The organism is Hymenobacter elongatus, from assembly GCF_004745955.1.
GTDB classification, from domain to species: Bacteria; Bacteroidota; Bacteroidia; order Cytophagales; family Hymenobacteraceae; genus Hymenobacter; species Hymenobacter elongatus.
The window spans coordinates 1-20,146 of sequence record NZ_SRLD01000042.1; the positions used below are offsets into that span (position 1 = coordinate 1).

A 20,146-nucleotide genomic window follows, 5' to 3' on the forward strand; every position below is an offset into this window, starting at 1 on the left:
TAATATCCATGCCCTTGGCGTCGAGGCGCAACGAGTCGGTGGCGTAGGCATAGGGCTTGAGCGTGAGCCAGGCTTTGCCGTAGAGGTAGCGCTTGGCGTAGTCGAAGCGCACGTCCAGCTTGGTGTGTACCAGCGCGTTGACTTTAGTGGCCGAAGCCCGATAGAGTTGCGGGACGGCGGGGGTGGGAGTAGGGGAGGGCTGTTGGGCAACCGCTGCTGTACTCAGTAGACAAACTACCGCGGTGACAATTTTTCTCATGAGAAGAAGGAAGTTGGAAGGGTGAAAGGAAAAGGGACAACGGGTTTGGCTGCTGTGGACAAGGGGTGCATGCTCCATGCCTGGGCCTACAGCCTGAAGGAATTATGACTCTGACTCTGACCAGACTTGTGCACTCCGTGGGCAGGGCCGCTAGCCGTAGCTGCCGCCGGCCCGCAATGCAACGGGTTTGGACGAAGCGTCTTCCTTGGAATGAGGCAATTATATGACAAGGTACTTTGCAAAGCAAGGTACTTTATATATATATTTAAATGCTGCGATTAGGTTCAGTTGTAATATTCTGAATGTCAAATATTTTCTTGTTCTGGATAACCCGCTCTTGATGCCAGGATATGCCGGGCCAAAATATTGTCTTTGGTTTACCAGTCATTTTTCCTATGCGTTTGGGGTAGACCCGTCGGGCAGTGCAGCAGCTCCAAAACTGTTGCGCTCCTTGCTGCTCCACAACGACCTTTTCTCGCCGTACCTTTGTTGATTCCTGCGCCGGTTCTGGTCGGCAACAAGGGTATTTCTATCAGCGAGAATCTGCGATTTTGAAAGTTTGTATTGCCGAAAAGCCCAGCGTAGCCCGCGAAATTGCCCATGTACTGGGTGCCAGCCGCAAGATGGACGGCTATTTCGAGGGCAACGGCTACCAGGTCACCTGGACGTTCGGGCACTTCTGCCAGCTGCGCGAGCCCGAAGACTACCGCCCCGAGTGGAAGCGCTGGAGCATCCATGACCTGCCTATGATGCCCGAGCAGTTCGGCATCAAGCTCATGCGCCGCGACGACGGCGTGGTGCGGCAGTTCAACGTCATTAAAAATCTGCTGGCGGGTGCCGAGGAAGTGATAAACTGCGGCGACGCCGGGCAGGAGGGCGAAGTCATTCAGCGCTGGGTGCTGATGGAAGCCAAGTACCGCAAGCCCTTCAAGCGCCTCTGGATTTCGTCGCTCACTGAGGAAGCTATCCGTCAGGGCTTCGCCAACCTGCGCGAGGGCTCCGAGTTCGACAACCTCTACCAGGCCGGCAAGAGCCGCGCCGCCGGCGACTGGCTTTTGGGCCTCAACGCCACTCGCCTGTTCACGCTCAAGTACGCCGCCGGCCAGAAGCAGGTGCTCAGCATCGGGCGGGTGCAAACGCCCACGCTGGCGTTGCTGGTCGACCGCTACCACGAAATCCAGAACTTCCGGCCCGAGCCGTACTGGGTGCTGCGGACGGAATACCGGGGCACGATGTTCAGCCATATTGCCCCGCTGAAAAAGGGCAAGGACGACGATGAGCCCGACGAGAAGGCCCGCCTGAAAGCCCGCGGCTACTTCGTGAGCCAGGAAGAGGCCGACGCGGCCATGGCCGCCGTGACGGGTGCGCCGCTAACCGTGACGGGCGTCGAAATCAAAAAGGCGCTGGAGTCGCCGCCTTCGTTGTTTGACCTGACCTCGCTGCAGGTGCAGTGCAACAACCAGCTGGGCCTCTCGGCCGAGGAGACGCTCAAGACCGTGCAGGCTTTGTACGAGAAGAAAGTGGTGAGCTACCCGCGGGTCGATACCACCTTTCTGCCCGACGACCAATACCCCAAAATTGCCGGCATCATGAAGGGTCTGGGTGCCTACAGCGGCCTCACGCAGCCGCTACTGGCGGCCAAGATTAAGAAGAGCCCCAAGGTTTTCAACAATAACAAGGTCACCGACCACCACGCCATTATTCCGACCGGAGCCAGCGCCGGCGGCCTGGGCGGCACCGAGAGCAGCGTCTACGACATCATCGTGCGTCGCTTCCTGGCCGCGTTTTACCCGGATTGCGAAGTCTCGAACACCACTGTCACGGCCGAGGCGGCCGGGCATCCGTTCCGCGTCCGGGGCCGCCAGATTCTCAGCCCCGGCTGGCGTATCGTCTACGGTGACCCGGCGGCTCAGCAGGCGCCCAGCACCGCCAAGCCCGGCGAAGGCGACGACGACGTGGTGAGCACCGTGCTGCCTTCGTTCGAGAAGGGCGAAAGCGGCCCCCACAAGCCCCGCCTCGACCAGAAAGTAACCCAGCCCCCGCGCGACTACACTGAGGCCATGCTACTGCGCGGCATGGAAACCGCCGGCCGCAATATCGACGACGAGGAAATGCGGCAGGCCATGAAGGAAAACGGCATCGGGCGGCCCAGTACTCGCGCCGCCATCATCGAAACGCTGTTTAAGCGCGGCTACATCCGGCGCGAAAAAAAGCGCATCCTGCCCACGCCCACCGGCGTGGAATTGATTGGCCTGATCCGCAACCCCACCCTGAAGTCGGCCGAGCTGACGGGGCAGTGGGAGCGGAAGCTGCGCCAGATCGAGGCCGGAAATCTGGACTCGGCGCTGTTTCTGGATGAGTTAAAAGCACTGGTGCGCGAGATGGTGCAGGAAGTGAAGCAGGACGGTTCGCGCCGTTCCATCACTGTGCTGGGGGCCGAAATTTCGGGTGCCACACCTGCCGCCACGCTGCCGGCCAAACCGGTTGCCGCTACGCCTGCGGTGCCCGGTAGCCTGGGCGCGTGCCCGGCCTGCAAAGCCGGCCATATTCTGAAGGGCAAAACGGCCTTCGGCTGCTCGCGCTGGCGCGAAGGCTGCGCGTTCCGGCTGCCCGTGCAGTTTGAAGGCAAGAACCTCACCGACAAGCAAGTGGCCGCGCTGCTGGCCAAAGGCCGCACGCCGGTTATCAAGGGCTACTTCGACGATGCCGGCGCCAAGTTCGACGCGGCCGTGCGCCTCACGCCCCAGCACGCGCTGGAGCTGGCGCGGGCCGCCGAAAGCAAGCCCACTACCCCCGCCGACCCCGGCCAGATTCCGTGCCCGGTGTGCAAGCTGGGCACCATGCTCAAGGGCAAAGCGGCCTGGGGCTGCTCCCGCTTCCGCGAAGACTGCCAGTTTCGGGCGCCGTTTGAGTGGGGCGGCAAAACCTTGACGGATAGCCAGATGAACCAGTTGCTGCGCAAGGGCAAGACCGGCGTCATCCGCGGGTTCCTGTCGGCGCGCACGGGGGATAGGTACGAAGCGGCGTTGCAGGTAAGCGCCGAAGGCCGGATTGAGCCGGTGTTTGAGAAGGGGTAATGGCTACGCAGAAGAGAGTATTCCTAATCATCATAGCTGTGGTGCTGATGCAGCTTGGTGGGTTCGCACAAAGTAATTCCAGCCAAATAGATGCGGCCAAAACGGACGCGCAGGTACAGAATCTTGTGCGTTCAGTAGATAAATATTATGCGAATTTCACCGTTAAGTCATCCTTACGCTTTGAGGACAAACGAGTAGAAAAGCAGTATCGCAAAGCAGGGGTAAAAGCCTGGGAAAAAGCTGACTTCGACGGTAACGGCCACACCGATCTGCTCATTACTGGCACGCACTACGACCAGGAAAGCAAAGTAATCTGCCTGTTGAATATGGGCGAAAGCCTCGTATTGGAGCCGTTTGACCGGCAGTTCTATCAGGCCTGCCCCATAGCCCGCATCAGCTATGATGGCAAGCAGCCACTGGTGAGCTATACTGACTTCGAAAAGCCATTTCTCAGCATTGACAGCTTACAAGGTAAAAAGGTATTTTCGTTGATTTATAAGTATGGTGGCTTTATTGAATACAACAAGAACAGCGTTCAGGTACCGGCATTGGATAGCATGATGTACGAGTCCTCCTTTGCTTACCACGAAGTAATGGAATCGAAGCTGACAATGGATGCTGCTGGAAAAGCATCTTACAATTCCTGTGAATGGCCGGTGCTGGATGAGGCAAAAAAGCAATGTGAGAAGTTAACGGGGACTATTGGTGCCCAAAGCTTCAGTGATATAGTCGGTTTGATCTACTATATCGACCCGGTACACTTGAAGCCTAAGTATCGCGTCAATGTCAATCATGTGCCGTATGCAACACTAAGATTTAGCTACGCGGGAAATAGAAAGGTAGAGATTAGTGATAGGGGTGAAACGGGCACCTTCGGGTTGATGCGCCTGTATGCGCTACTTGGCCAACTCCGCAAAACCCAGCAGTGGCAATCTGCGCACTAATTATACCAACTCAGAAACGCACTAATGTCCAAACTCCCCTTAACTTCCCAGCCGAAGAGCCATACGCCGCCGCCCGCTTGGTCGCTGTTCAAAGCCCGGCTGCTCGGCTACCTCGTCGGGCTGCTGCCGATAGTGGGAATGCTACTACTGTTTCGCTAGGCGGTGCCGCAGGGTGTGGCGTTGGGGCTTACCGCGGGCGGGCTGTACTTTTCAATGCTGGTGCCGCAGAAGGCCCAGAAACAGTTTTCCTACGACTTCCGCGACCGGGGCGAGTGGCTGGCGCTGGGCGTGTACGCAGCGCTGGTCGTGCTGCTGGTAGTAGGTGTTCAATACTGGTAAAGCCTAAACCATGACGCCGCAAACCGGGAAGATACTGATGCTGCTGGCCCTGGGGCTGCTGGCTTTCGGCGCCTTCGTCTGGCTGGGCGGCGGCTGTCGGCCACGGTCGTCGCCAAGCTGGGCCTGCCCGCCGACCCCGACTGGCTGCTGGTGGCCCGCAGCAGCCCCAGCCTTCACCTAGCCAACAGCATGACCCGGGGGCACACCAAACTGCCAGGGCGAGGGCATCAAGCAGGGCGACGTGCACCTGCTGGCCTACCCGCTGAACGTCGTCACGGCCCCGGCCAAAATCAAAAAAGACCTGGCCTACTACGAAACCCGCGTGCCCAACGAAGTCCTGCCCGCCATGCTTATGGGTTTTGGCGGGCTCGGTATCACGCCCACGGGCATTGTCCAGCGCAAAAGTACCCTGCCCACTGGTTGGCAGTCGGTGAAGCTCTCCGGCGTGGGCGTGCAGCGCAAAACCTATACCGTGGGCCGCTGGCGGCCCGGTTCTTTCCTCTTGTCCCTCTCGTATATGCGTACTCTGTTTTTTGCCTTGCTGCTGGTTATGGCCGGTCCGGCTACAGCTCAGTCCTTACCGGCGTCGCCCCGGCAGCTCTACCCCGGCCTGTTCGAAGCCGTGCAGGTGGCCCGGGTGTATCCCGACAACAAAACATTCGTGGATGCCCTACCCCGGAAAGCTCCTGCCGAGGTGATGCGCGCCTACAACGAGCAGAAAAACAAGCCCGGCTTCGACCTGAAGGCCTTCGTGGCGACGCACTTCATTACGCCGGCCCCGGCCGGCGGGCAGTACCGCAGCCGGGTTGAGGCCGGGCTGCGCCACCATCTGGACACGCTCTGGACCGTATTGCAGCGCAACCCCGACACCGTGAACCGGGCGTCGTCGCTGCTGCCGCTGCCGCACCCCTACATCGTGCCCGGCGGGCGGTTTCGGGAAGTGTATTACTGGGATTCGTACTTCACCATGCTGGGGCTGCAGGAGAGTAAGCGCACGCCCGTGATTCGTAACATGGTCGACAATTTTGCTTATCTCCTCGACCAGTACGGCTTCATTCCCAATGGCAACCGCAGCTACTACCTCACCCGCTCCCAGCCGCCGTTTTTTGCCCTGATGGTGACGCTCCTGGCCACGGAAGAAGCCGGCGACAAAACGGTGCTGCGCTACCAGCCCCAGCTCCTCAAGGAATACGCCCACTGGATGGCTGGTGCCGAGGGCCTGAAGGCCGGCACGGCCACTCTGCGGGCGGTGCGCCTGCCCCAGGGCGAGCTGCTGAACCGCTACTGGGACACCAGCGACCAGCCCCGGGAGGAATCCTACGCCGAAGACGTGGCCGCCGCCAAGCTCAGCAAGCAGCCGCCCGCGCAGTTCTACCGCAACGTGCGCGCCGCCGCCGCGTCCGGCTGGGATTTTAGCACTCGTTGGTTCGGGCCTTCTGAGCAGCTAAGCACGATTCAAACCACCGATTTGGTGCCCGTCGATTTGAACTGCCTGCTGTACTACCTCGAAACGACGATTGCCAAATCCTACCAAAGCCAGGGTAACGCCCGGCAGGCCGCTGCTTTTCTGGGCAAGGCGCAACGGCGGCAAAAGGCCATTATGACCTACTGCTGGGATGCCAAGGCCGGGTGGTTTCTGGACTATAATTTCCGGCAGCGGCAACGTTCGGTCGTGAAAAGCCTTGCCGGTGTCTACCCATTGTCGTTCGGCATTGCCAGCCAGGCGCAGGCCGCGCTGGTCGCCAAAGGCCTGGAGCGCGACTTTAGCAAGCCCGGCGGCCTGGTAACCACCCTCAGCCGCAGCCAGCAGCAGTGGGACGCGCCCAATGCCTGGGCACCGCTGCAATGGATGGCCATCGACGGCCTGCGGCGCTACCGCCACGAGGAGTTGGCCCGCACCGTGGCCACCCGCTGGATAACTTTGAACAGCACCGTATTTCAGCAAACGGGCAAGCTGATGGAAAAATACAATGTGGTAGATAGCAACCTCACCGCCGGCGGGGGCGAATACCTCCTGCAGGACGGCTTTGGCTGGACCAACGGGGTGCTGCTCAAGCTACTCAATCAATACCAGCCGCAAACGAAATAGTGGTGGTATAGGGGCGTTAGCGCTGTGTGCAAGTACCTTGCGCAGGCTGATCTTCAGCTGATACTTGCCTGGGCTTATGACAGGTAGCAAGTTTTGATGATGAAGCTGTGTAGGAAGTCTGTCGACCGTCATGCTTCGACAAGCGGACACCAGATCAAGCATGACGTTCTATTGGATTTTAGTGATTAGACTCGTTCCTGAATAAAGCGACACGAAAAAGAACGTCATGCTGAGCAAAGTCGAAGCATCTCTACCGCAGTGGTAAGTAGCATTGCGGTAGAGATGCTTCGACAAGCGGACGCCAGATGAGCATGACAGCCGAATTTTAGCATCGGTTCCTAATTCAGGAACAAGTCTATTTCCTAAACAGCTTCAATGACTGCTTGGTCGAACAGGAAGAGGCTCGGAGAATGCGTCTGCCAATCAAACTACGGAACGAGCCTCACCTAGCAGAAGCCAAACTCGGCCGGCTGAACAGGGGCGGTGCTCACGTCGTGACCCGCCGCCATTATCGGTACTATCAGCTCGACGTCTTCGCTCAGACCAGATGCGAAACTATCGGCCGGAGTGCGGCGGTGGGGCTAGCGGGATTTGCGGCTGGGAAGGCGGTAGCGGGTTTGGAGGGAAAGCTGGTAAACGTCGTTGAAGTTGGTCGTCGCGTAGGGCTCTAGTGTCCAGCGTTGGTTGAGCAGAAGATTAGCCCGCAGAAAAGCCAGGGCGAACCCTTTTTCAAAATGAGCTCCGTCCCCACCTTTGGTTTTGCTGTTGACCGACGCGAAGCCGCCCGCCAGCCGAAAGGTAGAGAGTCCAAAACCCGAGCCTACGCCAACGGTAGTCGTTCCATCGGCCAGTCCTTGCAAGCCATAATGGGTACTGAGGTGGAAATAGAGCGTCGAAAACTTGCCGATTTCAAACAGGAACTGTGGCGTGACGGTAGTCAGAGCTCTTGGCTCATACAGATGGTCGTAGGCAACCGCACCCATGTGGAGGCCCAGGCCCAGGCGGAAGTAGTTTGGATTGGCGAGCTCGATGTAAGGACTAACAGCATAGAGGGAAGCCCGCCCTTGGTAGGGCTTCAGGTTTAGATTGGGGGTTCCACGGAGCAGAATAATAGTATCCTGCAAGGGCCGGAAGAGGCTGCGGCCCCTGCTGGCATCCAGGGCCAGCGTAAGGGTGCCGTGCCGCCCCACGGGCATCGTGCGGGCAACCCCCACGGAGCCTACCGCATACCGTTGCTGGTAGGTGCTGATGGGAAACGTAGTGCCCGAGCAGCCGTAGTCGGGCGATTCGTAGTACTGCTTCGAGCGGCCGGTCAGGCCCCCCACGCTAATGGAGGTGTAGGTCCGGCTGGCCTTGTTGCTGGTAGAGTCGGGTGGGGCAGGGGCCTGGCTGGTCAGCAGCAAGCACAGCGCCGCCAGCCCCAGCGGCAGCCCCGTGAGCCGCTGGCCCGCAGTAGAGTGCAGCAGCAGCAGCCCCACTTCCACAACCAGCAGCGGCAGCAGCAAGCTCTTGACCACCAGCTGCTCGGGGAGCGTGAGCCACTGCGGACCCAGCAGCGCCGTGACACCCAGCAGGGCCACCGCTCCCAGCAGGTTTCGCCGGGGCGGGGCGGTGGGCAGGGCCGCGCAGGTCCCGAACGCCGGTTTGTGACGAATGCTGTGAAAGAAATAGCCGAGTAAGCCGCTGGCTGCCAGCAGCAGTGCTACCTGCACTGGTTTGAGCCCCAGCCAGTCGCCGGCCCCTAGCACATCGCCGAGCGGGTCGCGCCAGAACTCCAGCCCAAACCGGCCGGCGGCATACAACCCGAACGTAAGCACCAGGCGGCTGCCGGCCGGCCAGGGCTGGCGGCGCGTGAGCCCCAGTACCGCGCCGATGCCGAGGCACAGCAGAATCTGGTAGAGCTGCACCGCGTGCAGGGGCAGGGTGTGGGCGGCCGTGGCCGGAATATGCCCTTGGGCCACTTGAGCCAGAAAGGGCAGCGTGCCCGGCGCGTATACCACGGCCCCGGGCCCGGTGGTGGCCACGCCAAAGCAACAGCCTACGAGCCAGCACCCCACGCCCTGCACAGCCAGCCCAAGCACGAAAGGCAGCGCAAACGCATCGAAAACATCCCGGCCAAACCCGAGCCAGCGCCGCAGCACCGCTATGCCTACCACGGCCCCCAGCATGCCGCCCAGCACCGAGCGCTGCGCCGTGCCATGCCCCGCAGCGGGCTGCAGCAAATGCTGCCAATCGAGCCAGGAGAGGGTGATAAGCTTGGTGCCCAAAATCAGGAGCAGCACGGAGCCCGCTACCAGCAGCAGCCACGGCCGCAGGGCATAGCGCCGCCGATGACATTCCCACAGTAGCAGCAGGGCCGCCAGGGCAAAACCAAGCAGATAGAATAACAGATAAGGGTTGGGTGGCATGGGGACGACAGACGCTGAAATGGAGAATAAGGACAGAGTCAAAAGTTCAATCCGGTGGCTGAGAGCAGCACCGGCGAGCTACGACCCAGATTTCGCTTCGAACCTACCAGTCTGTTGGGGAGAATTAGTCCCGGAAAGTGAAATAGATAGACCTTTAAATAAGGATGTTTATACTTCAAGTCATTGTTAATAAATGCATTAAATCTTTTTATTTAGACTTGTCAGAAATTGTAAATTAATTGTAGGCATAGCTATAATCTACTCTTTTGGAGAGTGACCAGGAGCGTGTGTGGGCCTTTTCAACAAAGCCGATTTCGTCATGCTTCGCTGGTCGAAACAGCTCTTCCGCTTTGTTGAAAAGGAGCCCCAGGCGAAGTGGGAGTGATGCTTCGACAAGCGGATGTCAGATCAGGCAGGACACGAAAAGCGACATCTCAAACACGAGCCACGAAAGAAGGGCACCGCCAGCAAGCGGTGCCCTTTTTTCGTGGCTCAGCGCGTAGAGCCACAGCCGCGCCGCCAAGCCGGCTACTGGGGGTCGGCCAGCAGCGGGGTTTTCGGCGCGGCCACCTCGTAGTGCACGATATTCTCGACCATGCCCTTAAAGATGACAAAGTGAAAAGGTACCAGCGAATACCAATACAGCCGACCGGCTAATCCCCGGGGCCGAAACGCGGCCAGCTGTTCGAGGGTGTGCGAGCCGTCGTCGTTGGGCACGATGCGGAACTGCAGCCAGGCCTCGCCGGGGAGCTTCATTTCGGCGTAGAGCAGCAGGCGGCGGCCGGCGCGGTCGGCTACCAGCACGCGCCAGAAGTCGAGCGGGTCGCCGGGACGCAGGCGGGTGGGGGAGCGGCGGCCCCGGCGCAGGCCCACGCCGCCCACGGCTTTGTCCATGAGCCCCCGGATGCGCCAGAGCCAATCGACCTTGTACCAGCCGCGCTGCCCGCCGATGCTCCAGATATTCTGCAGCACTTCCTCCGGCGGGCGGGTAAAGCGCAGCGTCTGCTGGTCGGTGAGCATGCCGTTTTGGGGCACCTGCACAAAATCCATGTAGTTCTGCTCCATCACGCCGCTGCTCACCGCGTCGCTCCAACTGCTGATGACTTCGTTCTGCTCGATGCGGGTGAAGGCCAGCGCCAGGGCAGCGGCGTAGCTCATGCACACATGGGGCAATACTTGCGTAATGCTGCGCTTGGTGGCCACGATGGTATCGTTGCGCAGGCTTTCGACCAGACTTTGCGCCAAGGAAAACGTGGTGCGCGTGACCAGAAACAGCCACCACGACGAGAGCCTAGGCGTGAGTACCGGCACCGTGACGATGTAGCGTCGGTAGCCGCGCTCGGCGGCCAGGCCCAGCAGCATCTGCTTGTAGGTCAGCACGTCGGGGCCACCGATGTCGAAGGTTTCGCCCAGGCAATCGGGGTGGTCGAGCACGGCGGTGAGGTAGTGCATCACGTCGCGGATGCCGATGGGCTGGCAGCGCGAGTTGAGCCAGCGCGGCGTAACCATCACGGGCAGCTTCTCCACCAAATCCCGGATAATCTCAAACGATGCCGACCCCGACCCGATGATAATACTGGCCCGCAGCACCGTGACGGCCGTATGCCGCGCCTTTTGCAGCACTTTCTCCACCGACTTGCGGGAGCGAAGGTGGGCCGACAGGGCCCGGTCGTTGGCAATGCCGCTGAGGTAGATGACCTGCCGGGCCGTGGTCTGGTCGAGGTAGTCGGTGAAATGGCGCGCCGAAAGCTGCTCGGCCCGGAAAAAATCCTGGTCGTGGCCGCTCATGGAGTGCACCAAGTAGTAGGCCGCGTCGATGTCGCGGGGCAGCGCCTCGAGCGTGGCTGGCTGCAGCAAGTCGGCGGCCACCACTTGCACTTGGGCGTGCAGCCGCTCGGGCAGCTCGAAGCGGCGCGGGTCGCGCACCAGGCACACTACTTCGTGGCCGGCTTCCACCAGCAGCGGCAGCAGGCGGCGGCCGATGTAGCCATTGGCACCCGTGAGCAGAATTTTCATAGCGTGGTGAAAGAAGCGGCGACTGGATGCAGCTAGAACCTGCGGCGGGCGGTTTAGTTGCCGGTGGTCAGGGCGGGGTTGCCGGCTACCGGCTACCTTTGTGGGTATTGATTTCACTTCTTCTGCCCGTATGCCCGCTTCGCTTTCCTCCCGTACCTGGCTCTGGTTGTTTGTGCTGGTGCTGGGAGCCGGATTACTGTTAGGCCTCGGCAGCTGGGGCGTAGTAGAAAGCAGCGAAGCCCGCTACGCCGAAATTGGCCGCGAAATGCTGGTCAGCCACGACTGGCTACATCCTCGCCTGCTCGGTATTCAGCACTTCCACAAGCCTCCGCTTACGTACTGGCTCACGGCGGCCGGGTTGGCTCTGGCTGGCCCCACGGCCACCGGGGCGCGGCTGCTGTCGGTGCTGGCCGTGCTGGCGCAGGTGGTGCTGGTGTATGGCCTGGGCCGGCTGCTGTTTTCGGGTAATGGGCGGCACGCGCTGGCCGCCGCCGTGGTGTACGGCACGCTGCCGGTCGTCCTGATTTCGGCCCTGAACGTCACGACCGATGCCTACCTGATGACGCTGGAGCTGGCTGCCGCCTACGGCGTTCTGCGCTATCTGCACGGGGGCGGCTGGCGGTGGTTCTACTTATTTTGGGTTGGGCTTGGCCTGGCTTTTCTCACCAAAGGCCCGGTGGGTGCGGTGTTGCCGCTGATGGTAGCCGTCAGCTTTTACTTCCGCCAAAGCCGGCCCCGGCTGCCCTTCACCTGGCATCATGCGCTGGGGCTGGGGCTGCTGCTGCTGATCGGCGTGAGCTGGTACATCTATCTGGTCGTCGAAAACAGGGAGCTGATGCGCTATTTCCTTTGGAATCAGACGGCCGAGCGGTTTGCCAACGCTGGGGCGTTTAAACGGGCCAAGCCGTGGTGGTTTTACCTGGTGCTGGTGCCGGTTGGGAGTTTGCCGTGGGTGGTGGCGCTGCTGGTACAGCTGGTACGTACGCGCTGGGCGGAGGTGCCCCGACAGTGGCGCAACGTGCTGATATTCTGGGTGGTGGTGCCGCTGGGGTTTTTCTCCCTGGCCCAGTCGAAGCTGCTGCTCTATCTGCTGCCCATTTTCCCTGGCATTGCCCTCCTGACGGTATATTACCTGGGCCGCCTGACCGATGCCGCGCTCTACCGCTGGTACGTGGCCATGAGTAGCGTGCTGGGCTTATTATTAGCGGGCCTATGCATGTTGCCGGCCCTGTCGGTAGCGCTGGCGCTGCCGGTCGAAATCTCGCCGCTCACGCCGCTGTGGCCCGCCGCGGGCACCGTGGCGCTGGTGCTGCAGCAGGTGCTCTGGGATGAGGTGCGCGTGGCACCCCGCTTGCTGGTGCTGACCGTCATTTTCGCCCTCACGCTGCTGATTACGGCCAAACCCCTGCTGCGCCAGAACCAGCTGGCCAGCGGTGGCACGCGGCCGGTAGCCGAGTGGCTGCGTGCCCGGCACCTCGACCAGGGCCTGGTGCTGGTGTATGATGAGATGTTGCCGTCGTTGGCCTTCGAGCTGCATAAGCTGCCCATCACGCTCCGGCACGACAACGACGACCTCAAGCGCGAAACGCAGTTTGAGCGCACCAACGACTGGCAGAAGGTGCTGGTCGATATGAACGACCCGGCACAGGATGCTTACCTCAAAAGTCTGCTGGCCCAACACCCCGTGTTACTCGTGCGAGGCGAACTGGAAGACTACCGCGCCTGGATGCTGCCCTACTTTCCGCAGCAGGAGCACCTGGGCCCCTGGACTATTTACTACGGCGGCTGGAAGTAGCACCGCGCCCCGGCCACTACCGCCGCCTGTCCTGTCTGATCCGGCGGCGGCTTGCCGAAGCATTTTTACTGTTGTATTCAGGTAAAACAGAACGTCATGCTGAGCGCAGTCGAAGCATCTCTACTGTGCAACTAATCAGATTTACTCTTGCGGTAGAGATGCTTCGACTGCGCTCAGCATGACGTTCTGTTTCAGGGGGTTCTCTCTATACCTTCTGCTTTACCCCAGAAAGCACTTCGCCTATATACACGGCTTCGGCTTTTTCGCGCAGGTTGTAGTTGGAAGCCATTACCTCGCCGTACGCGCCGGCCGAGCGAATCACGATTAGGTCGCCGCGGCGGGTTTCGGGCATGGTCACCTCGCGCCCGAAGGTGTCAGACGATTCGCAGATGGGCCCGACGACGTCGTAGAGCTGCCGGGAGCCGGTGCTGCTCATGTTCTGGATGAGGTGGTAGCTGCCATACAGCGCCGGACGAATCAGCTCGGTCATGCCCGCGTCCAGAATGGCGAAATTGGTTTGCTGGCTGCGCTTCACGTAGAGCACGCGGCTCACCACAGTGCCGCATTGCGCTACCAGCGAGCGGCCCAGCTCCACGTGCACCTGCTGGCCGGGGCGGCGCTCCAGGTGCTGATCGAACATGCGGAAGTAGGCTTCGAAATCGGGAACAGCCTGGGTGTCGGGGTTGTGATAATCGATGCCCAGGCCGCCGCCCACGTTGAGGTGGGGCAGCGTGTGGCCCCGGTCTTCGAGCCAGGTTTGCACCTCGTTCAGCTTGCGGCTCAGCACCGCGAATACGCTCAGGTTGGTGATCTGGGAGCCAATGTGCGCGTGAATACCCACCAGCTCCAGCTGGGGCAGCGTGGCCAGCAAGTCGAGCACTTCGGCCAGGTCCGAAAGGCCGATGCCGAACTTGTTGGCATCGAGGCCCGTGGTGATGTAGTGGTGGGTGTGAGCGTCCACGTTGGGGTTGATGCGCAGCGCCACCCGGGCCCGCCGGTTCTGGGCCGCCGCCAGCTCGTTCAGCACCACCAGCTCTTCCCCCGATTCGGCGTTGAAGCACCAGATATCGGCGGCCAGGGCCCGGTTGATTTCTGCGTCCGACTTGCCCACGCCCGCGAATACAATGTCTTGGGGCGCAAAACCCGTATCCAACGCCCGCTGCACCTCGGCCCCGCTTACGCAGTCGGCACCCAGGTCGTGCTGCCGGACGCGGTCCAGAATCGGGGCGTTGGCATTGGCCTTCAGGGCGTAGTGCACGTGCATGGCGCGCGGCCGGGCCGCCTGCTGCGCCGCCGCCAGGGTGCGGTCGAGCAGCGCCAGGTCGTAGAGGTAGAAAGGAGTGGGCCGGGCCGCAGCGTCGGCGGGGAGAGAAAAGCTCATGTAAAGGGTACTAGTCGGACAACGAATGGAGGAGCGGCGGTAAGCGCCGCTAGGCGTTTGCTACCGGCCGCGGCTGAAACAGCCCTTCGTTCAGGGCCTGCAAGGCGCGCACTTTGTAGCTGCTATGAATCAGCAGGCTGATGTTGTTGGGCGAGCCGCCGTAGGAAATCATGCGCAGCGGAATGTCCTTCAGGGCATTAAACACCAGGCGGGCCGAACCGTTGTTTTCCTGAATCAGATTGCCCACCAGGCATACTATCGTCTGGTCCTGGTCTACTTCCACCGCGCCAAAGCCGCGCAGGTCTTCCAGAATCTCGGCCAGGTGGGTGGCGTCGTCAATGGTCAGCGACACGGCCACTTCCGAGGTCGTAATCATGTCGATGGGCGTGCGGTAGCGCTCAAAAACCTCGAATACGCTGCGCAGAAAGCCGTGGGCCAGCAGCATCCGGCTCGATTTGATCTTGATGGCCACCAGCCCGTCTTTAGCCGCTACGGCCTTGATGGCTTCGTCGCCGGTTTTGGCCGAAATCAGCGTGCCCGGCGCTTCGGGCTGCATCGTGTTGAGCAGGCGCACGGGAATCCCGTATTTGCTGGCCGGCAAGATGGAGCTGGGATGCAGGATTTTGGCCCCGAAATACGCCAGCTCGGCCGCTTCGTCAAACGACAGCTCCCGAATCGGGTAGGTATCGTCTACCACCCGGGGGTCGTTGTTGTGCAGTCCGTCGATGTCGGTCCAGATCTGAATTTCCTCGGCCTGCGCCGCCGCCCCAATCAGCGAGGCCGAGTAGTCGGAGCCGCCCCGCTTGAGGTTGTCGATGTCGCCGTTGGCATTGCGGCAAATGTAGCCCTGCGTAATAAACAGAGGCTGCTCCGCGTGTGGAGCCAGCACAACGGCCAGATGCTCGGCAATGTAGGCCTCGTCGGGCTCCTCGTCCTTGTCGAGGCGCATGAAGTCCAGGGCCGGCAGCAGCACGGCGGGCTGCCCCAGCAGGGCCGTGTAGTAGCGGTGAAACAGCAGCGTGGACAGCAGCTCGCCCTGGGCCAGAATGAGCCGCTCGCCGGAGGCCGACAGTGGGTGACGCGTCAGGTTGAAGATGGTTTTGAACGAGGCATCGAGGTGACCGATGGCCTCGGCTGCTACGTCGGCCTCGGGCAGCAGCTCGCGGGCCACGATGAGGTAGTGCTGGCGCAGAATCTCGGTTTGGTAGGTGGCCGCCGTCGTGTCGCCCTCATACAGTAGCTTCGTAATGTTGACCAGCGCGTTGGTAGTGCCCGACATGGCCGACAGCACAACGATGCGGGGCTCCGGGCCCTGAATGAGAGCCGGCAGCGCGCGCATGCGCTCAGCTGAACCGACGGAGGTGCCACCAAACTTGAGAACTTTCATCAGTGAAAAACGAAATACAACAGAAAAGGAACGGGACGGAGCGACAATAAAGCAGCAACAAACAAAAAGCGCCGGTCTGCGAAGACCGGCGCTCAATGCTTAAAAGAAGGAAGCATGAAGAAGTGCGACGGTCAGGTCGAGGGCCGTTTGCAGCATTTCTTCAGCATCATGGGTGTAGCTGCCAAGGGCTTGGCCACGGCAGCGCGGCCGGCCGAAGCCACCGAAAATGCCGAAGAGAAGCCGAAACAGGAAGTATTCATGCGCTAAAATAACCACGGCAACGCGCCGCTGGCAGGAGTTTGCGGCTGCAAGTACGGGCATGAGCCGGAAAGTATCGGCATGTTCATTCTAAAATTTCTTTCCGGAGGATGTTCTAGACCTACTCAGTGCAGGAAGTCGCCAACCGTAATCAGCACGTCCTGCTTGATCTGGCGTCCGCAAAGTCGAAGCATCTCTACTGCTTCGTAGGAACTACTCGACGGAGTGGTAGAGATGCTTCGACTTCGCGGACGCCAGATCAAGCAGGACGTTCTTTTGACTTCCTACACAGCTTCAGTAGTAGCTTCTCCCCTAGGCTGTGTGGACAGGACGTTCAAAAAGCATTCAGAACTGCTTTTCGACTATTGTCCACACACCCCAGGAGAAGAGTGTAATTAAAATAGTGGTGGTCCAGGGGCGAGAGAGTAGGGCCGCGCTAGTCGGGAAGCGGAAAAAGAGCCGCCGGGGCATCTGCAACTTTTGGTGGGCCGCTGTGTTGGTAGCTCACTCATCCCTTTTTCTCACCACCGCATGAAAGCTTTTTACCTGTTTGGCGCTACGGCGATGCTGGTTTCGGCCGCCCAGGCGCAGCAGCTGCGCCTGCCCGCCGCCAGCCCCCGCGTCACCATTCGCCAGGAGTTCTCCACGTCGTTTGTGGGCCTCGACTACTCCCGCCCGGCGAAGAAAAGCCGGGCGATATTCGGTAAGCTGGTGCCCTACGATGTGGTGTGGCGCACCGGAGCCAACACCGTCACCAAAGTCCGCTTTGGCGAGGAGGTAACTTTCGGCGGCCAGAAAGTGGCGGCCGGCACTTACGCTCTGCTCACCATTCCGGCCGCCAAGGAATGGACACTGATTCTGAATAAGGATACGGCCCAGTGGGGGGCCTACGGCTATAAGCCCGAGCTGGACGTGGTGCGCGTAAAAGCCAAAGCCTCGTCGGTGGCCAGCGTGGCCGAAAACCTGTCGTTGACGCTCGAAAACCTGCAATCTGCTGCCGCCGACCTCACCCTGCGCTGGGACAAAACCCAGGTGGCGGTGCCGATTCTGGCCGACGCCAACGCCCGCGTACTGGCCCAGATTCAGGAAGCCATGAAGGGGGAGAAGAAGCCCTACATGAGTGCCGCGCAGTATTATTACAACAGCAACAACCCCGACATGCCTCAGGCGCTGACCTGGATTGACGAGGCCATTAAAATCAAGCCCACCTACTCGGCGTACTACTGGAAAGCCCGGGTATTGCAGCGCACCAAGCGCAACGCCGAAGCCGCCGAAGCTGCCCGGCAGTCGTTGGAGCTGGTGAAGCTGGAAAAGAACGAGGTAACCAAGGGCGAATACACCCGCCTGGGCCAGCAGGTGCTGGCGGAAGTGGGCAAGAAGTAATCGACGGCCAGGACTATAACAAAAGCAGGCCCGCACGACTATCGTGCGGGCCTTTTTGTAAGATGAAATAAGGAGCTAATGCTCTGCCGTCCCAGCTTATGAATAATAAATATGCTGTCGTGGCCGCTACCTGCCTTATTCTACCATAAGCTGCTCCAGGCTCTGACCGCAGCGAAGCGTATAAAGACCCGGAGCCAGACCGGCGGTGGGGAGCGTGGTTTCCTGCTGCCCAGCCTTGAGACTGGTGTGGCGCACCTGTCGTCCAACGGCATCGAAGAGCTGCACGAGCAATAGTTGACTTGCGGGTGTAATTAGGCGCAGCGTGGCCCCGGCGGCAGCCGTGGTAGGGTTGGGCCACAGGGCTACCGGTTGCAGGTCCGTAATTTTGCGGGTGCTCAGCACGCCGGCGCTGGCCAAACGCGCTACCACTACGTCGCCGCTAAAGGTAGTGCTGCTGGTATGACCGGTAAGAGTAGTGCTGCCGAGCGTAAGCGAGCCTTGGAAATAGCCAGTCGTATAGAGGTTGCCGAGTTGGTCGAGTACTGGTGAGCTCAGATAATACGTGGTAGCGCCCGCATTGATAGCCGGTGCTGGCAAAGCGTACTCCCATTGGCCAACTGTGCTGAAGCGGGCCACGAAGCTGCGGCGTCCGGTGGCCGTAAATGACAGACTACCAAAGGTGTACAACTGGCTAATTGTGCTGGTTAGGCGGCCGGTTACGAGGGCATTACCGGCTTGGTCGGTTGTAATATTGCCGAATGTGAGGCCACCGGACGCGGTGCCCACTGTGCTCCACTGGCCCGCCGCTGAAAGCCTGGCCACAAAGGGGGAAGCAGTGGAAATAGTGGTGCTGCCTAACACAGTGCCTGCTGCAGCCGAGCCACTCACCCAGAGGCTACCACTACGGTCATAGGCGACTCCCAGTGCTTGACTAGCCGGCGCGCCGGTGCTGGTGGCCACCCATTGCCACTGATTGGCAGCGTTGAGTTGGGCCACAAACAGCTTGGTACCGCTACCAGTAGCAGCGGTCAACGTTGAGGTGCCAAAGGTGGCAGAAGCATCCTGTAAGGTTCCCGCCACCGTTACTTGCCCTTGCGGCCCCACGGCGGCGGCGCGTACCTGCAACCCCAGGTTGGGGGCAGTGGTCGAAAGAGTGGGTACTACGCTTATGGCACTTAGCCATGTGCCAGTAGGGCTGAGGCGGGCCACGAATACCGCCCTGGGATTCCTGTCATTCGATGGATCGGGCAAGGTGATGGTACCAAACGTGGCTGCACCACCGGAATAGGAACCGGCCACAATAATGTTTCCGGTGACTGCGTCCACACTCATTGTTTGGGGTATCACGTAGCCTTCATCGTCGGCGTTCGTTACGGGGGCTATCCACTGGGGCTGGCCAGTGGGTGTAAGACGGGTCACGAACATCGTATTGGTCGAGTTGATTGTCCGGCTAAGTGTGCCGACCGTCACCACGTTGCTGTTGGCGCCAAAGCTGATGGCCTCTCCTGCGGCGTACACATTGCCGGCCGCGTCGGGCGTTACCAGACGAATTCCCAACGCATCCTGGTTGGTGGTGGCCCGCACCGCCCATTGCCATTGCAGGGCCGGGGAGAGCTTCGCGATGAATCCGCTCTGCAATTGGGTGCTGCTGAGGGTAGTGCTGCCAAAAGTTTGTACCGCAGGTACTCCGCTGTTTTGCCCACTGTTCAGAAAGCCGCCCACGTACACGTTGTTGGCTGCGTCCGTTGCTACCGATTGGCCAATAGCCCCGGAGTCGTCATTAGGAGCAGCCGTGGCCACACTCTGCACGCCGCCTTGCCAGACTGGAGTTTGGGCCGTCACGGTAGTAGTAGCCAGCGCCAAGGCAAAAGTCACTAAAACTGAACTCGCAATACGAGGAGATAGAAGGGTAAAAATGTGCTTCATGAACCGCAAGGTTGGTTAGTAGGTCAGCACAACATTAGAGAACCTCCAGAGAACTAAAAATACCCACATGTGGGTATTTTTAGTTGAGAGTCGTCCCGTAATTCTTGCCCGGCCCTGATCATCCGCCTCGACAAGGCTACTCTACAATAGCTGAATAGCTCAAAGGCCCGGATGACACTCGTCCGGGCCTTTGAGCTATTTAGGGCTGATACAGAGTGTACGTAGCTCTACTGCACTTGCTGCTAAAAAACGCTACAAATCGCTGCCGCCAGGCGTGATTTTGTCAATCAGCCAGCGGCCGTCGGCAGCTTGCGTTAGCTCGAAATCCAGCCCTTCCTGCCAGTTTTCATGGCGCGGTCCGCGGGCCTGCACCTGCGCCCGGCGGCCCTGCCGGCGCGTAACCACCAAGGTGCCTACTTTCAGCTCGGCCGCCCTAGCATCAGCTTCTTGGGAAAGCATCAGAAAGTCGTAATCGAATCCGGCTGGGGGACCATCGTTCTGCGGGTGCAACTGCAGTGTATCGGCGTAGCGTCGGAAGTAGGTGCGCCAGCCCGCCAGATAGGTCGAAGATACAGTGCCGCTTTTTTGCACCTCCCGTAGCCAGATTTCCGTGCCGGGAAAATTCACCGCGTAGAACATGGTGCTGTCCTGTCCGTCGTCATTGAGCAAAAAATCAGTGGGCAAGGTCTCCCACTTCGCCAGATACCAATCTACAAACTGTCGGACTGTCTGGTCCGGGCCTGCTGTGGAAGAAGCCACCGTTGTTGGCTCCGGCACCGGCACGGGCCGCTCCACCTTCGCTGGCTGATCGGCTGGGCTGGTACAGGCCGTAGGAGCAGCTGCCAGAAACAAAATCAGATACTTCCTCATACTAGGGCTGGCTG

At 60.3% G+C, this 20,146-nt stretch carries 14 protein-coding genes and 1 pseudogene; 8 read left to right on the forward strand and 7 right to left on the reverse strand.

The genetic code is table 11. The annotated features are described in order from the left end of the window. Positions 1-259: pseudogene (locus tag E5J99_RS21640) on the reverse strand (M1 family peptidase); the annotation flags it as partial. A 551-nt stretch (positions 260-810) separates the two neighbouring features. Here E5J99_RS21640 and E5J99_RS17560 point away from each other — a divergent pair. From E5J99_RS17560 to treF, 5 genes are all read left to right on the forward strand, one after another. Further along, on the forward strand, positions 811-3,336 hold the full coding sequence (locus E5J99_RS17560; RefSeq protein ID WP_135499125.1) for a type IA DNA topoisomerase: 2,526 nt from the start codon (positions 811-813) through the stop codon (positions 3,334-3,336). Beyond that, positions 3,336-4,280 carry a hypothetical protein gene (locus E5J99_RS17565; RefSeq protein WP_135499126.1) on the forward strand — a complete coding sequence of 315 codons (945 nt, stop codon included), beginning with the start codon at positions 3,336-3,338 and terminating at the stop codon, positions 4,278-4,280. Before E5J99_RS17560 ends, E5J99_RS17565 begins: the two co-directional genes overlap by 1 nt. Positions 4,281-4,304: 24 nt before the next feature. Continuing rightward, complete coding sequence (locus tag E5J99_RS22090; protein ID WP_262713038.1) at positions 4,305-4,439, forward strand: hypothetical protein; 135 nt, start codon at positions 4,305-4,307, stop codon at positions 4,437-4,439. Between the two features lie 54 nt (positions 4,440-4,493). Continuing rightward, entirely contained in the window at positions 4,494-4,619 is a 126-nt protein-coding gene (locus E5J99_RS22095) for a hypothetical protein (protein WP_262713039.1), read from the forward strand. A gap of 241 nt (positions 4,620-4,860) precedes the next feature. Then, complete coding sequence (gene treF, locus E5J99_RS17570) at positions 4,861-6,708, forward strand: alpha,alpha-trehalase TreF (RefSeq protein WP_245319075.1); 1,848 nt, start codon at positions 4,861-4,863, stop codon at positions 6,706-6,708. Between the two features lie 581 nt (positions 6,709-7,289). On the opposite strand, the gene E5J99_RS17575 is transcribed toward treF, so the two are convergent. Both E5J99_RS17575 and E5J99_RS17580 read right to left on the reverse strand, forming a co-directional pair. Beyond that, a complete protein-coding gene (locus E5J99_RS17575; protein WP_135499127.1) occupies positions 7,290-9,116 on the reverse strand; it encodes a prolipoprotein diacylglyceryl transferase family protein in 1,827 nt (608 codons plus the stop codon). A gap of 528 nt (positions 9,117-9,644) precedes the next feature. Then, complete coding sequence (locus tag E5J99_RS17580; protein ID WP_135499128.1) at positions 9,645-11,132, reverse strand: SDR family oxidoreductase; 1,488 nt, start codon at positions 11,130-11,132, stop codon at positions 9,645-9,647. Positions 11,133-11,262: 130 nt separating this feature from the next. On the opposite strand from E5J99_RS17580, the gene E5J99_RS17585 reads away from it, so the two are divergent. Beyond that, positions 11,263-12,927: an ArnT family glycosyltransferase gene (locus E5J99_RS17585; RefSeq protein ID WP_135499129.1), complete on the forward strand. Its 1,665-nt coding sequence runs from the start codon at positions 11,263-11,265 to the stop codon at positions 12,925-12,927. A gap of 205 nt (positions 12,928-13,132) precedes the next feature. Here the strand turns inward: E5J99_RS17585 and lysA are convergent, their stop codons facing one another. Continuing rightward, positions 13,133-14,308 carry a diaminopimelate decarboxylase gene (gene lysA / locus E5J99_RS17590; RefSeq protein WP_135499130.1) on the reverse strand — a complete coding sequence of 392 codons (1,176 nt, stop codon included), beginning with the start codon at positions 14,306-14,308 and terminating at the stop codon, positions 13,133-13,135. 49 nt (positions 14,309-14,357) lie between these two features. After that, on the reverse strand, positions 14,358-15,695 hold the full coding sequence (locus tag E5J99_RS17595) for an aspartate kinase (RefSeq protein ID WP_135499131.1): 1,338 nt from the start codon (positions 15,693-15,695) through the stop codon (positions 14,358-14,360). Positions 15,696-15,809: 114 nt separating this feature from the next. On the opposite strand from E5J99_RS17595, the gene E5J99_RS21390 reads away from it, so the two are divergent. Then, positions 15,810-15,962, forward strand: a complete 153-nt coding sequence (locus E5J99_RS21390; protein ID WP_167852198.1) for a hypothetical protein — start codon at positions 15,810-15,812, stop codon at positions 15,960-15,962. Between the two features lie 522 nt (positions 15,963-16,484). After that, positions 16,485-17,336, forward strand: coding sequence for a DUF2911 domain-containing protein (locus E5J99_RS17600; RefSeq protein ID WP_135499132.1), 852 nt, complete (start codon positions 16,485-16,487; stop codon positions 17,334-17,336). Positions 17,337-17,471: 135 nt separating this feature from the next. Here E5J99_RS17600 and E5J99_RS17605 read toward each other — a convergent pair whose 3' ends face one another. Further along, a complete protein-coding gene (locus E5J99_RS17605; RefSeq protein ID WP_135499133.1) occupies positions 17,472-19,211 on the reverse strand; it encodes a T9SS type A sorting domain-containing protein in 1,740 nt (579 codons plus the stop codon). Positions 19,212-19,514: 303 nt separating this feature from the next. Next, positions 19,515-20,132, reverse strand: coding sequence for a hypothetical protein (locus E5J99_RS17610; RefSeq protein ID WP_135499134.1), 618 nt, complete (start codon positions 20,130-20,132; stop codon positions 19,515-19,517). Between the last annotated feature and the right edge of the window lie 14 nt (positions 20,133-20,146).